The 13,753-nt window shown below is 71.3% G+C and carries 15 protein-coding genes; 4 read left to right on the forward strand and 11 right to left on the reverse strand.

The window, feature by feature from the left end; all coding sequences use genetic code 11:
* The first annotated feature begins 26 nt into the window (after positions 1–26).
* Positions 27–1,700, forward strand: a complete 1,674-nt coding sequence (locus OG285_RS10985) for a TPM domain-containing protein (protein ID WP_371790861.1) — start codon at positions 27–29, stop codon at positions 1,698–1,700.
* Here OG285_RS10985 and OG285_RS10990 read toward each other — a convergent pair whose 3' ends face one another.
* The 10 genes from OG285_RS10990 to OG285_RS11035 form a co-directional block, all read right to left on the reverse strand.
* The gene (locus OG285_RS10990) at positions 1,701–1,907 is read right to left on the reverse strand and encodes a DUF397 domain-containing protein (RefSeq protein WP_371790862.1); all 207 of its coding nucleotides are present in this window, start codon (positions 1,905–1,907) and stop codon (positions 1,701–1,703) included.
* Positions 1,892–2,731 carry a helix-turn-helix domain-containing protein gene (locus OG285_RS10995; protein ID WP_371790863.1) on the reverse strand — a complete coding sequence of 280 codons (840 nt, stop codon included), beginning with the start codon at positions 2,729–2,731 and terminating at the stop codon, positions 1,892–1,894. Before OG285_RS10995 ends, OG285_RS10990 begins: the two co-directional genes overlap by 16 nt.
* Before the next feature lie 122 nt (positions 2,732–2,853).
* The gene (locus OG285_RS11000; protein ID WP_371790864.1) at positions 2,854–5,367 is read right to left on the reverse strand and encodes a SpoIIE family protein phosphatase; all 2,514 of its coding nucleotides are present in this window, start codon (positions 5,365–5,367) and stop codon (positions 2,854–2,856) included.
* Between the two features lie 154 nt (positions 5,368–5,521).
* Positions 5,522–5,926, reverse strand: a complete 405-nt coding sequence (locus OG285_RS11005) for an ATP-binding protein (protein WP_356827366.1) — start codon at positions 5,924–5,926, stop codon at positions 5,522–5,524.
* A gap of 334 nt (positions 5,927–6,260) precedes the next feature.
* Complete coding sequence (locus OG285_RS11010; protein WP_356827367.1) at positions 6,261–6,665, reverse strand: (deoxy)nucleoside triphosphate pyrophosphohydrolase; 405 nt, start codon at positions 6,663–6,665, stop codon at positions 6,261–6,263.
* A 92-nt stretch (positions 6,666–6,757) separates the two neighbouring features.
* The gene (locus OG285_RS11015) at positions 6,758–6,940 is read right to left on the reverse strand and encodes an SPOR domain-containing protein (protein WP_356827368.1); all 183 of its coding nucleotides are present in this window, start codon (positions 6,938–6,940) and stop codon (positions 6,758–6,760) included.
* 394 nt (positions 6,941–7,334) lie between these two features.
* Entirely contained in the window at positions 7,335–8,087 is a 753-nt protein-coding gene (locus OG285_RS11020) for a GntR family transcriptional regulator (RefSeq protein ID WP_356827369.1), read from the reverse strand.
* Positions 8,088–8,343: 256 nt separating this feature from the next.
* On the reverse strand, positions 8,344–8,895 hold the full coding sequence (locus OG285_RS11025) for an isochorismatase family protein (RefSeq protein ID WP_356827370.1): 552 nt from the start codon (positions 8,893–8,895) through the stop codon (positions 8,344–8,346).
* A gap of 8 nt (positions 8,896–8,903) precedes the next feature.
* Positions 8,904–10,319 (reverse strand): MFS transporter, encoded by a 1,416-nt coding sequence (locus tag OG285_RS11030; RefSeq protein ID WP_371793501.1) that lies wholly within the window; start codon positions 10,317–10,319, stop codon positions 8,904–8,906.
* Positions 10,320–10,390: 71 nt separating this feature from the next.
* Positions 10,391–10,834: a MarR family winged helix-turn-helix transcriptional regulator gene (locus OG285_RS11035; protein ID WP_371790865.1), complete on the reverse strand. Its 444-nt coding sequence runs from the start codon at positions 10,832–10,834 to the stop codon at positions 10,391–10,393.
* Between the two features lie 144 nt (positions 10,835–10,978).
* On the opposite strand from OG285_RS11035, the gene OG285_RS11040 reads away from it, so the two are divergent.
* Positions 10,979–11,311, forward strand: a complete 333-nt coding sequence (locus OG285_RS11040) for a YkvA family protein (protein WP_371790866.1) — start codon at positions 10,979–10,981, stop codon at positions 11,309–11,311.
* 8 nt (positions 11,312–11,319) lie between these two features.
* Positions 11,320–11,841, forward strand: coding sequence for a hypothetical protein (locus OG285_RS11045; protein WP_371790867.1), 522 nt, complete (start codon positions 11,320–11,322; stop codon positions 11,839–11,841).
* Positions 11,842–11,957: 116 nt separating this feature from the next.
* Here the strand turns inward: OG285_RS11045 and OG285_RS11050 are convergent, their stop codons facing one another.
* Complete coding sequence (locus OG285_RS11050; protein WP_371790868.1) at positions 11,958–12,563, reverse strand: TetR/AcrR family transcriptional regulator; 606 nt, start codon at positions 12,561–12,563, stop codon at positions 11,958–11,960.
* A 240-nt stretch (positions 12,564–12,803) separates the two neighbouring features.
* Between OG285_RS11050 and OG285_RS11055 the strand changes: the two genes are divergently transcribed.
* Positions 12,804–13,721, forward strand: a complete 918-nt coding sequence (locus OG285_RS11055; protein ID WP_371790869.1) for a cyclase family protein — start codon at positions 12,804–12,806, stop codon at positions 13,719–13,721.
* Positions 13,722–13,753 lie beyond the last annotated feature (32 nt).

Consider the following 13,753-nt stretch of genomic DNA (forward strand, 5'->3'; position numbering starts at 1 on the left):
CCCAGGTCGGTCATACGCTCCCAAATGTGACGCCGCACGAGCCCTCCGCACGGCCGCGCACCGCTGCCACCGCCGCGCCCGCCGCCGTCGCCGCCCTGGCCGCCGCGCTCGCCGCGGTGTGCCTGGTGGCCGCTCCGGTGCCGGTCGCGCACGCGGCCGGCCCTTCGGTCCTCCCGGCGAACGGACGGATCGCCGACCGGGCGATCGCACTCGGCGACCGGACGGAGGAGGCGGCCGCCCCCGCCGTGTCCGATTCCGGCAGCGACAGGACCCCCGACATGGGCAACGGCGCCCTGCTGGTGCCGCTCGGGCTGGTGGTCGTGGTCGGCGGCCTGGCGATCTACGCGTACACCGTCAGAAGGCGGCGCGCCGAGGCCAGGACGACCCCCGGCAGCAGTGCGCAGCAGCAGGGCTGGGGCGGCGCAGGCACAGCGGGGGTACCGCTGTCACAGCTCGATGCCGAGGCCGGGAAGCTGCTGGTCGGGGCGGACGACGCGATCCGTACCAGTACCGAGGAACTGGGCTTCGCGGCGGCCCGGTTCGGGGACGGGGCGGCGGAGCCCTTCACGGCGGCGCTCACGTATGCCCGGAGCGAGCTGACCACGGCGTTCCGGCTGCGCCAGAAGCTCGACGACTCGTACCCCGAGGACGACCCGGCCCGGCGGCAGATGCTGGAGGAGATCATCGCGCGGTGCACGGAGGCCGACCGCCGGCTCGACGAGGAGTCGGAGAGCTTCGACCGGCTGCGTGACCTGGAGCGGAACGCCCCAGAGGCGCTGACAACCGCGGAGACCGCCTTCCGGGCGGTCGCGGGGCGCACCGGAGCAGCCGAGTCCACGTTCGCCGCGCTGCGCCAGCGGTACGCGGACTCGGCGTCGGCGGCGGTCGCCGGGAACATCGAGCAGACCAAGGACCGGCTGCTCTTCGCGACGAACAGCCTGAACCAGGCCCGGCAGGCGGTGGACGGCGGGGACAACGACCGGGCGGCGGTCCACGTGCGGGCGGCGGAGAGCGCTGTGGGCCAGGCGACCACACTCGTCGACGCGGTGGACCGGATGGCACGGGAGGCGGCGGAGGCGGAGGTCCGGCTGAGTGGTGCCCTCACCGGAACGGACGCGGACCTGGCGGCGGCCCGCACCCTGCTCGACGGCACCGCGGCCGGGACATCCACGGCCGACCTCCAGGGCCGGATCAGCCGGGCGGAGACGGTGACGGCGGGTGTGCGGCGGGAACAGCGGGCCGGACGGTACGACCCCGTCGACGCGCTGCGCCGGATCGAGGAGGCCGACGCCTCCCTGAACAAGGCACTGGACGGGACCCGCAGGGCCGCCGAACTCCTCGAACCGGCGACGCTGACGGCGCGTTCCACGGTCGGGGCGGCGGCCGACTACCTCACGACACACCGCGGTGCGGTGGGCTGCCAGGCCCGCACCAGGCTGGCCGAGGCCCATCGCCATCTGGAGCAGTCCGGCGCTCTCGCGGACACCGACGCCCAGCGCGCCTTCTCCGAGGCCCAGCAGGCCGGCGCGATGGCCGGCCAGGCCCAGTACCTCGCCGAGCAGGACGTACGAACGTACGAGAACGGGCACGGCTGGGATCCGGGCGGCGCGGTCGTCGGCGGGATCATTCTCGGCACGGTGGGCGGCCCCGCCCGTTTCGGCGGCAGCGGAACACGCGGCCGGATGAGCTCCGGCCACTGATCAGGCGCGCACGTCTCCGTGCTTCACGGCCGACACGAAGGACTCCCAGCCGGCCGCCGCGAACGCGAGCACCGGCCCGTGCGGGTTCTTGCTGTCGCGGACCGGTACGACTTCGGCGCAGCCGTCAGCCACCTCGACGCACTGGCCGCCGTCCGAGTTGCTGTAACTGCTCTTGCGCCATCTGACGGCGCTCAGGTCGGATCGCACGGTACTTCCTCCAACAGGCGCAAAATGTGATTACGCGACTCGCCCGGGGACAGCGCCAAGTCACGTACCGAATCGTACATTTGCTGGAGTTCCTCAACAGGTGCCGGTGCCTCCAGCAGATCGCCCTTGCTGGCGCTCTCGACGTAGGCGACCGTACGTCCCTCCCTCACCCGCAGAAACATCACGTCCGTGTGGGCCAGGCTGTGGGGGCCTGCGCTGTGGAGCAGTACTTGCAGGACGATTCTGGGGCGCTGGGCCATCTCGGCCAGGTGTGCCAACTGCTCCCGCCAGGCGGCGTTGTCCCGCAACGGAGTTCGGAGCACCGTCTCCGAGAGGATGGAACGGAACTGGGGCGCGTCGTCCCCGTCCAACAGCTCCCGGCGGGTCAGCCGAGCCATCACCTGCTTCTCGATCTCTTCTCCGCGAAGCCGTCCGGCAGCCAGCACTTCGCGCGCGTACGCCTCGGTCTGAAGGAGCCCCGGAAGCAGTCCCACAGCGAAGTGCCACAGGCTGGATGCATCCGACTCAAGCTCCATGTACCGCCGGTACCGCTCACGGAACTGCCGGAGGTCGCCCGAAGCCAGCTCCCACAGGACGAGCAGCATCCCCTGCGTGCCGAAGTAGTGGTCGAGCGCCTGGACCACTTCGGGCCCGCCCAGCGTCTCGCCCTTCTCCATCTTCCCGAACAGCGAATAGTCCCAGCCGAGCCGGTCGCCGAGCTGCCGCAGGCTGTCACCGCGCTGGGCGCGCAGCTTCCGTAGCTCCTCCGCGAACCGCTGACGCGGCTCCTTGCTGCGGCTGGTGACGAGGCGTCGCTGCGGCATGGCGCTCCTTCCAGGGCGCTCCGGCACACCCGGACGGTCTTCCCGTAACGGCCCTGCTACGCACCGTAGTTCACGGGCGGTGAGCCCGGCAGCGAAACCACCCAACTCACCGCGAAACAGCCCTAGTACATGCTCAGCAGTTGCTCCACGCTCAGCTCCGGCGCGGACGCGCCGTCCGGGAGGGCGAGTTCGAACCAGACCGTCTTCCCGCGCGGCGTCCTGCGTGAGCCCCAGGCCGCGCTCAGCAGTCCGACCAGCTGGAGACCACGACCGCCCTCATCCGTGTCGCGGGCGCGGCGGCGGCGGGGCTGGACCAGGCCCGCGTCCCAGACCTCGCAGACCAGGGTGCGGTCGAGCAGCAGCCGGAGCCTTATCTCACCCTCGCCGTACCGCAGGGCGTTGGTGACCAGTTCGCTGACCAGGAGTTCGGTCGTGTCGACCAGATCGTCCAGGCCCCAGGCCACCAGCTGCTCCCGGGCCAGCTCGCGCGCCCGGCCCACCGAGCGCGGTTCGCGGGGCAGCTGCCAGTCGCCGACCGCGTCGGACGGCAGACCCTGGATACGGGCCATCAGCAGGGCGATGTCGTCCTCGCCGTGCTGGGTGTCCAGCGTGTTGAGCACGTGGTCACAGACGTCCTCAAGCGGGCGCTCCGAGTGGGTGAGGGCGTCGCGGAAGGCGCTCAGGCCCTCGTCCAGCGGATGTTCCCGGGACTCGACCAGGCCGTCCGTGTAGAGCGCGAGGAGTGCGCCCTCGGGGATCTCGACCTCGACCTCCTCGAACGGTTCGCCCCCGACACCCAGCGGCATCCCGGGCGGCACGTCGAGCAGCAGCGCCTGCTCACCCGGCTCGACCAGTACGGGCGGCAGATGCCCGGCGTTGGCGAAGGTGCAGCGCCGGGTGACCGGGTCGTACACCGCGTAGACGGCGGTCGCGAGGTAGACCTCGGAGAGGTCGGCCTCGCGTGTCTTGTGCGCGGCGCGCGAGGCCTGCTGGGTCCCGCTCGGGGTGCCGAGACCACGGGCGATCTCGTCCAGCGCTTCGAGGACTTCGGCGGGCTCCAGGTCCAGCAGGGCCAGCGTCCTCACAGCGGTGCGGAGTTCCCCCATCGCGACGGCGGCCCGCAGCCCGTGACCCATGACGTCGCCCACGACCAGCGCCGTCCGGTGTCCGGGCAGTTCGATGACGTCGAACCAGTCGCCGCCGACCTCACTCGCCGTGTTGCCGGGCAGATAGCGGCAGGCGATGTCGAGCCCGGCCGCCTCGGGGTCGCCGGGCGGCAGCAGGGAACGCTGGAGTATCAGGGCCCGTTCGTGTTCGCGCCGGTAGAGCCGGGCGTTGTCGATACAGACCGCGGCGCGCGCGGCCAGCTCCACGGCCAGCGAACGGTCCCGCTCCCCGAACGGCTCGCTCCCCTTCGTACGCGAGAACTGCACCAGGCCGACGACCGTGTCGTGGGCGACCATCGGCACCGCGAGGGTGGACTGCACGTGGCTGCCGGGCGAGCCCGGTACGGAGCGCACCTTGCCGGTGCGCAGGGCACTCGCACACGGCGAGTGGAAGGCGTAGCGGTGGACGGCGCCGAGCGTCGGCCCGTCGTCCGAGTCCTTCAGCAGGACGTCGGACACAGCGCTCGCATAGGCGACGCGGCGCAGCTCCGCACTGCCGTCGGCGCTGCCCTTCGGGGACTCGTCCCCGGCCAGCAGCCCCTGGTACAGGTCGACCGACGCCAGGTCGCAGAAGCCGGGGACGGACACGTCGAGCAGTTCCCGGGCGGTGGTCTCCAGATCGAGCGAGTTCCCTATCCGGGCGCCCGCCTCGTTCAGCAGGGCGAGGTTGCGCCGGGCGTTGGCGGCCTCGCGGGCCGCGACCTGACGGCGCGTGACATCGGTGCCCAGGCCGGCGACACCGATGGGGACACCTGCCCCGCTGTGTACGCGGTAGAGGTTGACCGACCAGTGCCTGCGCTCGGCGCTGCCCGGCGCGGAGCCGATCAGCTGGAGGTCGGTGACGGGGCGCCCTGTCTCCAGGACCCGCTTCAGCGCCACGGTCATCCGGTCGGCCTCGGCGCGGGCGAGATAGTCGTGGACCGTACGGCCGCGGTGCTCCGCCACCTCGTCCCCGAAGAGCTCCGCGAACCGCTTGTTGACCCGGCGCACCGTGAGGTCCGGACCGAACAGCAGGAACCCGAAAGGAGATTGGCCGAATATGGCCTGCGAGGAAGCGAGGTCGGTTTCGATGTGCCGCAGCACTCTGACGTCAACGATGATGCAGACGGCGGCCCGTCCGCCGTCGGCCGTCTCCGTCGGCATCACATAGAGCTCGGCGAGCCCCTGTGTCTCCGGCCGGTCCGGCATCCGGAAGGGGACCAGTCCGGTCCACTCCTTGCCGTCGAGGATTTCGGTGACCCTGCCATGCCCTCTGCCGCGCACTTCCGGAGGCAGGAAGACCTCCACCGGGTCCACGCCCACGGCATCGCGGGCGTCCACTCCGAACAGCTCCTCGGCCCGCTTGCTCCACTGCTCCACCAGCCCGTCGGCCCCGATCGAGAACGACGCAACCCTGATGTAGTCATAGATCGAACCGGGCGGACTGCTCTGCCATACGACATCGCCCGTCGCACCGGATATATCGCTCACGCGACCGTCCCCTCCAGCTCACCACGCACCGAACCGCCCAAGGTGGCACCCGCAGTATTCAGCACTACGGACCCCAGCGGCACGGCGTTCACGATCACAGCACGGTCTCAGTCACTTTCGGACACTCCGACCGCGATCGAGTCCCACCCCTCTCCTAACCAGGCTGAGCCAGCTCGAACCACACCGTCTTGCCCGATCTGCCGCGCGCCGTCCCCCAACGCTGCGCCGAGCAGGCCACGAGCTGCAGCCCACGGCCGCCCTCGTCGTCGGGTCCTGCCGTCCTCTCGCGGGGCGGATCCGGAAGCGGATCGGAAACCTCCACCCGGAGCGTGGCTTGATCCAGTCGCGCGACCTTGACCCCGATCGGTCCGGACGCGTGCCGCATCGAGTTGGTCACCAGCTCACTCACGAGCAGCATGGCGACGTCTTCGAAGGCGCCGTCGAGTTCCCAGCTGCGCAGAGTGTCCCGAACCGCCCGGCGCGCGACGCGTACGGCGTCGGGCTCGGCGGGGAAGGTCCACTCGGCGCATCCGCCTTCGGTGTCGATCAAGCCGATCACTTCCCCTGGCCGACAACGGACATGCGCACTGATGAATAGGTACTAACCAGCACATACCCTGTATCGCACGCAGATATCGGCTACGCCGTCCCCTATGCCGCACAGGGGCACGAACGGCGCACATTCCTGGATGTCCGTCAGGTGTGGGCCGGGGCATCGTCCGGGGCCTCACCGCATCCGGGCGGACCGGGCGCAGGCAGGCCAGCGGGCGGCGCAGGGCAGGGGTCGGACTCGGGTGAAGGGCGGCGCAGGTCACGGGCCGAGGTCACGGGCCGACGCAGGTCAGGGGTGGACCGACGTGCGTGGGTCCGACCCGCCGGGGGCCCGACCCGGATCACCCGTGCAGCCCGGCCCTCAGGCGGCGCGCCGCCTCCGCCACGGCGGGGCGGTCCTGGTCGAGCCAGTCCACGGTGTCGACCTCGTCCGGCCCGAGCCAGCGCAGCGCGTCATGGTCCTCCAGCGGACGCACCTCACCCGAGATCAGCCGTGCGGTCCACACGTGCAGCACGAGGCCGCGGCCGAGCGGCCACTCGCCGGGGATCCGCTCCAGCGGTTCCGTCTCGACGCCCAGTTCCTCACGCAGCTCACGCACCAGCGCCTGGTCCGCGCTCTCCCCCGGCTCCAGCTTCCCGCCGGGCAGTTCCCAGCGCCCCGCGAGTTCGGGCGGCGCGCTGCGGCGCGCGGCGAGCAGCCGCCCCTGGTCGTACAACGCTCCACCCACGACGACACGATCAGCCATGGCACCGAGCCTATCGAGGCCCCGCGGGGCTCTGGTCCACGTCGGCGGGCCCGCGTCACACCCGCGCGGGACCGGTGCCCGCCGCGGGCCCGCTACTGCACGCTCTGACCGACGCGTTCGATCCAGTACATCTGCCGGTGCCCGCGGGCACCGAGGGTGTCGGCGGTCTTCTGCGCCTCGTCCCTCGTCGCGTACCTTCCGACGCGATAGCGATTGCCGTTGTCGTCCTCACGTATCACCTGCCACGGGAGCATGGCGTTCCCGTTGTCCGTCATCGCATGCCCCCGTCGTACGCCGGCGGGCAGGCCATCTCTAATCCCCAGGAAACCGCAGTCCGCATATGCCCGAGCGTACGCCCGACCCTCACTGAGCGAATACGTATTTTCACAAAGAGGTACGCATCAAGCCACTCTGCAATTTCCATTGAGTACACGGCGGAGCGTCGCAGAGCCGCCGGACCCCTCACGGGCACACCACGGGCACTCCACGAACACCCTTCGGATACCCAAGAGGGCAGGCGCCGCAACGGGTTCGGGCACGGCTGTGCCCAACTCCCCGCAAGAAGCGGCCTCAAGCGCCGTCGAACGGGCCGTGCCGGCATCCGGCGTCCCCGCCGTCCCGCACGGCCCGGTGGAGCGGGCCGGACCGGGCATCAACCGGCCCGGCCGCTCACTTCACCGGCAGGTGGTACGCGATGCGGTACCGGTCGGCCGGGACGACGATGTCCGCCGTCTCCACCGCCCGCCCCGAGGCGTAGTACGTACGGGAGATGACGACCACCACATGACCGGGCACCCCGCCGAGAGCGAGCAGCTCCTCGGCCAGACCGGGCCGGGCGCCGACCTCCTCGACGACGTTGTCCACGACGATGTCGATCGCGGCCATCCGCTCGACGACGCCGCAGCCGCCGAGCGGGCCCTCCTCGGGGAGCATCACCGGGGTGCGCCCGGTGATCCCCAGGGGCTCCCAGGAGGTGGACAGCATCATCGTTTCGCCTGCGTCGCGGTAGACGTACCGCGTGCGCATCACCCGCCCGCCCGGGGGGATGTCGAGCCGCAGCGCGATGTCGGCGTCCGCGACGTCCTGCTCGCTGCTGGACTCCCAGGTGCCGTGCACGCTCTCGTCGGCCTGCTCCTGGCGGAACGGCGTCGCCCCCTCGGGCAGCCGGTAGCCGGAGCGGGCGATGCGGCGCGGGGCAAGGCGCTCCCGGACGTACGTACCCGATCCGGAGCGGCCCTCGACCAGTCCCTCGGCCATCAGCACCTTGCGCGCTTCGAGGGCGACCGTGTCGGAGACCCCGTACTCCTCGCGGATGCGGGCCTGTGAGGGCAGTCGCGTGTGCGGTGGCAGCGAGCCGTCGGTGATCTTCTGCCGAAGATCACTCGCGACGCGCAGATAGGCCGGCTGCTCACCAAAAGTCACTGGCCACTCCCCATAAAGGTTGACAGACCGCAACAGCGTGGCAACCGTGGGTTGTTGACCGCAAGCAGAGGCCAAAGTTTCACCCGAAGTGATGAAATGTGCCTGGCGAAACCCTCCACAGGGAGGGCACAGCTGGTCGACTCCGTTCAGCATCTGCTCACGCCGTGCGCCGGCCCCGGCCCCGGCCCCGGATGCGGTCCCTGGGCCGGGGCCGGGCGTCACAGCGGGCCGCGGTATCCGACGGACGGACGGGTGATCAGCCGAGCAGCTTGATGACCGCGTCGGTGGTGTCCGTCTCGCCGAGGCGCGGGAAGATCCGCTCGACGGCGTTGCGGTGGGCCTCCGGGTCCATGTCGGTGACGGCGTCGGTGGCGACGGTCACGTGGTACCCGTGCTCCTGCGCCGAGCGGGCCGTCGACTCGACGCCGATGGCCGTGGCGATCCCGGCCAGCACGACCTGGGTGACGCCCTGGCGGCGGAGCTGCATGTCGAGGTCGGTGCCGTAGAAGGCGCCCCAGGTCTGCTTGGTGACGACGATGTCACTGTCCTGCTGCTTCAGTTCGGGGACCAGGTCGGCCCAGTCCGCCGGGGGCGTGCCCTGCCCGGCGGGCGACTCGTTGCGGCCGGGCGCACCGCCCGTGACCCGTACGAGGACGACCGGCAGGTCGTGCGCGCGGAAGGCGTCGGCCAGCCGCGCGGCACGCTCGACGATCTCGGCGGCGGGGTGCACGGTCGGCAGGCCGACGATGCCCTTCTGGAGGTCGACGAGGATCAGCGCGGTGCGGGTGTCGAGGGTGGTGGCTGTCATGGAATGGCTCACTTTCGGTTACGGGCACGGAGCGCCCGGTCGGAGACGGTCAGGGCGACGAGCACCAGACCGAGGACAACGGAGACGGCTGCCATCAGATGCAGCCCGCCGTCGCTCGCCCGCTGCCCATAGGCGAGGGCGATGAGACTGGAGGCCGTGATGGCGCCGATGTACTGGGCGGTCCGCTGGAGGCCGGCGGCCGAGCCGACGGCGTCGGCGGGAGCGTACTGGTAGACGGCGGCCTGGTTGCTGGTGCCGATCAGCCCCTGCGGGATGCCGAAGCAGGCACCGGTGAGGAGCAGCACGGCGACCGGGGTGGCGCCGGTGGCGAGGATCAGCAGGGCGCTGCCCGCCGTGACCAGGACGGCGGCGGTGGTGAGCGGGGCCCGGATCCCCTTCGTACGGGCTCCGAGCAGCGAACACACCAGCGCGGCCACCGACATGGGAAGCATCAGCAGACCGGTGTGCAGGGAGGAGTAGCCGCGGCCCTCCTCCAGCCACTGGGTGAATCCGTACATCACGCAGTAGATGACGAGATAGCTCAGACCGTGCCGCAGATAGGTGCGGGCGAGTGCGTGGTTGCGGCCGAGCATCCGGAGGTCGATGAAGGGGTCCGGGCACCGCAGCTGCCACCAGGTGAGGACGGCGGCGAGGACGGCGACGGGGCCGAGCAGCCACCACACCGGGTGCGCCAGGTCGAGGAGGAAGAAGACCAGGGCGGTGAGGGTGCCGGTGAAGAGCACGATGCCGAGCGGGTCGAGCCCGGCCGGCCCCCGCTCCGCGCCCGCGACCGCGCCCCGGCCGTCGTCCTTCGGGATCCACCGCATGGCGCAGACGAACGCGACGAACGCGAGCGGCACATTGACCGCGAAGATCGCCCGCCAGCCCCAGGTGGCGACGAGCAGCCCGCCGAGGGTGGGCCCGACCGCCGCGCTGCCGAGCGCGGCGAAGGAGAGACGGCCCAGGACGGTACGCGGGGTGGGGCGGCCGAGCCTGCGCGATTCGGAGCGCAGTACGGCCATGGCGGCCGGATAGGCGGCGGACGTGCCGATTCCGAGGAGCAGCCGGGAGGCGATCAGCCAGCCGAAGCCGGGGGCGACCGCACCGACGAGCCCGGAGGCCGCCACGACGGCGAGCCCGGCGAGGAAGACCCGGCGCGGGCCCATGGAGTCGGCGAGCCTGCCGAGCACGGGCTGGGCGACGGCACTGGCCAGGTAGAGCACGGACACCAGCCAGACGGTGCTGGAGGCGCCGATCCCGAAGTGGTGGCCGATCGACACCAGCGCCGTCGAGATCATGGTGGTGTTGAGCGGATTGAGCAGCGAGCCCAGCAGCAGGGGGGCAGTGAGGCGGGTCCCGAATCCGGGACCGGGTGTGGCCGCGCCGGTGGCCCGGCGGGTACCCGGATCCGTCTCTGCCCTGATGGCCCGACGGGTACCCGGATCCGTCTCCGTACCGGTGGCCGTGGCTATATCCGTTTCGGATTCCGCATCGGTCACCTCTGCACCAGCCGTTCGAGCAGCGCGACGGCGTCGGTGAGCGTGCGCCGCTCCGCCGTGTCGAGTTCGTCGCCGATGGCGAGCGCGAGCCAGCCCTGCTTGTCGGCGCGTACGCCTTCGAGCGTGCGGCGGCCGAGATCGGTGACCGACATGACGGACTGGCGTCCGTCCGTCGGGTCGGGGACACGCTCGACCAGGTCCCGGCCCTCCAGTGCGGCGACGGTCAGCCGCATGGACTGCGGCCTGACCAGTTCGGCGCGGGCCAGCGCGGCCGTGGTCATCGGCCCCTCCCGGTCCAGCAGGGAGAGGGCCGACCGCTGCGAGTGCGTCAGCTCCAGGCCGGGAGACGTCCGCCGCAGCCGCCGCGCCACGCGTCCGAGAACGACCGCGAGTTCGGCGGCGATCTGCTCGGGGCTGGGTTCGTCGTGGGAGCTGGCCATGACGGCCACGGTAAGAGATAGACAGGAAGCCTTGCAAGTTGCCCTGCCCAACTACTCCACCGCCCTGCCACCACCCCCGGGCGGAGCGGGTGCAGCCCAGCGAGGTTCAGCGTGGCGGTCCGGCCGCCGGGTACCCGTACACCCATGGACTTCGACTCGAAAGCGCTGCTGGTGGTCATCGCGCTCGTGCTCCTGGCGACGCTGGCCCTCACGGTCGTCCTCGCCGTACGCCTCTTCCGCGCCCGGCGCTTCCTGCGCGAGGCGGGCATCCCCCTCCAGAACAAGCTCGCCTTCTGGGGCGCGCTGATCTACACCATCAGCCCGGTGGACCTGCTTCCCGACCCGGTCTACCTGGACGACATCGGCGTCCTGCTGTTCGCGCTGCACTCGCTGGAGCGGGCGGCCCGCCGGGGGCTCCCGCAGAAGCCTGGACACCAGGCGGGGAAATTTGGCACGGTGGGCCCACCGACCCCGTAATCGAATGTGTGGTCAGCTTCCACCGCGACCATGTCGTCACCGAACACCGGGACGCACGGCGGGGCTGGCTGCTCGCCGACGCGGAACTCACCGACCCGGCGGTCGCGGCGCGTTACGCGGTGCCGTTCGACCCGATGGACGTTCCGCGCGACCGCTTCCTGGTCGCGGGCGAGGCATGGCGGTCGATCCGCGCGGGCGAGGCCGACCCGAAGACGTTCGGCCTGCTGATCCCCGGGGCCGAACTGACGGGCGCGTGGTTCGTGGCGGGCAACGTACGGCTGGACCTCGCGGCACTCAACCGCACCGAGACGCTGCTGTGGGACATCTGGGGAGTGGGCGCGGAGGACGACGAGGGCATGACGGACGCGATCCGCGACCTGTACGACGAGGTGGCACGGGTGGCGGGCAACGAGGTCCGGTACGAGGAAGCCCGCAAGCTCTTCACCGGACACGACGGACTGCGCACCCCCCGGACCGTACGGTGCCTGGCGGCATTCAACGGCCCGCACGAGGTGGACCTGCGGGGCTGAGCGGACTTCGGGGACGACGGCGGGGACGACGCCGACAGCCGGGACGGCTGGGCCGGCCGCCCCTCCGGGGCACGCGCCTCCTGGCGCTCGCCGCCCCGGCGATACCTGCCCCCCCCTCAGGGCTCGACGGTCATGAACCCCTGGTCCAGGATGCGACAGGTCTCTTCCAGGAGCCGCTGCCGCGCGGCTTCGTCGGGGTCCGAGGGGTTCATGGTGACAGTGAGCGCGGCGACGGCGGTTACGGCGCCGAGCCGCACGGCATGGGCGTCGGCGGGCAGGCCGAGGCGCTCGGCGATGCCCGCCTCGACGGCCCGGACGACCTTGCGCGTGAGCTGGGTGGCCTGCGCGGCCACGTCCGGATGGTTCGCCATGACCTCCCGGACGACGGTGGCCCGACTGCCGGGCTCGGGCGGGAAAGCGGTGATGGTCATGGCGCACAACGCGGCCCGCACGGCACTCTCGGACCGGGGCCGGTCCACGATGAGGCCGGTGAGGTAGGCGTCGTCGGAAGCGTCCCAGGCGAGGAAGACCTCGTCCTTGGTCGCGAAGTGGTTGAAGAACGTGCGCCGGGAGACTCCCGCGTCGGCGCAGATGTCGTCGATGGTGACCCGGTCCGTCCCCCGGCGGCCGGCCAGCTTGGTCGCCGAGTCACGCAGCCGCGCGGCCGTCGCCCGCTTCCGGTTCTCGCGCTGGCTCACTGGCTGTCGCCGGGGTTCAGTCACAGCTTCTGTCCTGTCGACGTATCGGGGTCGCCCAGCCGGGCCTTTGCACTCATTGCACCCTCAGAGTACCCTCACGACCGAGAGTGCAATGAGTGCACCGACGTCGCCTTGAGGAGCGCAGCCGGCGCACCGGAACCGAGGCAGTCCCACGGACCCGCTCCGGAGACCTCCGGGGCCCGGCGACCGAACCGCCACCCGACGCCGCCGCCCCGGCGCCGCCCTCGACGAGAAAGGCACGACATGGCTGAATACGCGTTCAAAGAGACCGGCCGGAAACTGTCCAACTGGGGACGCTGGGGCGACGAGGACGAGAGGGGCACCCTCAACTTCGTGACGCCGGACACGGTGAGGCAGGCCGTCAACGCCGTGCGGACCGGCCGACGGTACGAGCTGAGCATCCCCGTGGGTGCCGGCGGGCCGCAGACCGGCTGGATGCGGCGGATCAACCCCGTACACACCATGACGGTCACGCCGCACGACTTCACCGCACCCGAGGGCGTCGTCATCAGCGACGACTTCATCGCCATGCCGCTCCAGTCCGGCACCCAACTCGACGGCCTCACCCACGTCGGTTACGACGGCGCCTTCTACAACGGCGTGCCGGTCGACGCGGTCACCCCGGCCCGCGGGGCGACCCGCAACTCCATCGACGCGACGCTCCCCGGCTTCACCGGCCGCGGCGTCCTCCTCGACCTCGCCTCCCTCGACGGCGGACCGTGGCTGGAGCCCGGCCGTGCCATCACGGTGGCCGATCTGGAACGCGGCGAGGAAGCCGGCGGATCGCGGCTCGGGAGCGGCGACGCCCTGCTCGTCCGCACCGGCTGGATGCGCAAGGGGCTCACCGAGGGCTGGGACGGCTGGCTGGACGCCGAGCCCGGACTCGCACCGGAGTGCGCGACCTGGATCCACGACCGCGAACTGGCGATGGTGGCATCCGACAACTGGGGAGTCGAGGTCCTGCCGGGCACCGACGGCGACATACCCCTGCACGCCATCCTGATCAGGGACATGGGCATGATGCTCGGCGAGATGTGGAACTTCGAGGAACTCGCGGCAGCCTGCCGCGCCGACAACACGTGGGACTTCTTCCTCACGGCCACGGCCCTCCGCATCACGGGCGGCGTCGGCTCCCCCGTCAGCCCGGTGGCGATCCGCTGAACCACCCACCCGGAAATCCGCCCGCGGTCTTC

The organism is Streptomyces sp. NBC_01471 (assembly GCF_041438865.1).
Lineage (GTDB): Bacteria > Actinomycetota > Actinomycetes > Streptomycetales > Streptomycetaceae > Streptomyces.

What these genes read in the sequence shown, in the direction of transcription:
- OG285_RS10995 (WP_371790863.1), bottom strand. Translation starts at nt 2,731, where the DNA reads ATGCCGCAGCGACGCCTCGTCACCAGCCGCAGCAAGGAGCCGCGTCAG.
- OG285_RS11025 (WP_356827370.1), bottom strand. Translation starts at nt 8,895, where the DNA reads ATGACAGCCACCACCCTCGACACCCGCACCGCGCTGATCCTCGTCGAC.
- OG285_RS11055 (WP_371790869.1), top strand. Translation starts at nt 12,804, where the DNA reads ATGGCTGAATACGCGTTCAAAGAGACCGGCCGGAAACTGTCCAACTGG.
- OG285_RS11010 (WP_356827367.1), bottom strand. Translation starts at nt 6,665, where the DNA reads ATGGCTGATCGTGTCGTCGTGGGTGGAGCGTTGTACGACCAGGGGCGG.
- OG285_RS11040 (WP_371790866.1), top strand. Translation starts at nt 10,979, where the DNA reads ATGGACTTCGACTCGAAAGCGCTGCTGGTGGTCATCGCGCTCGTGCTC.
- OG285_RS11035 (WP_371790865.1), bottom strand. Translation starts at nt 10,834, where the DNA reads ATGGCCAGCTCCCACGACGAACCCAGCCCCGAGCAGATCGCCGCCGAA.
- OG285_RS11015 (WP_356827368.1), bottom strand. Translation starts at nt 6,940, where the DNA reads ATGACGGACAACGGGAACGCCATGCTCCCGTGGCAGGTGATACGTGAG.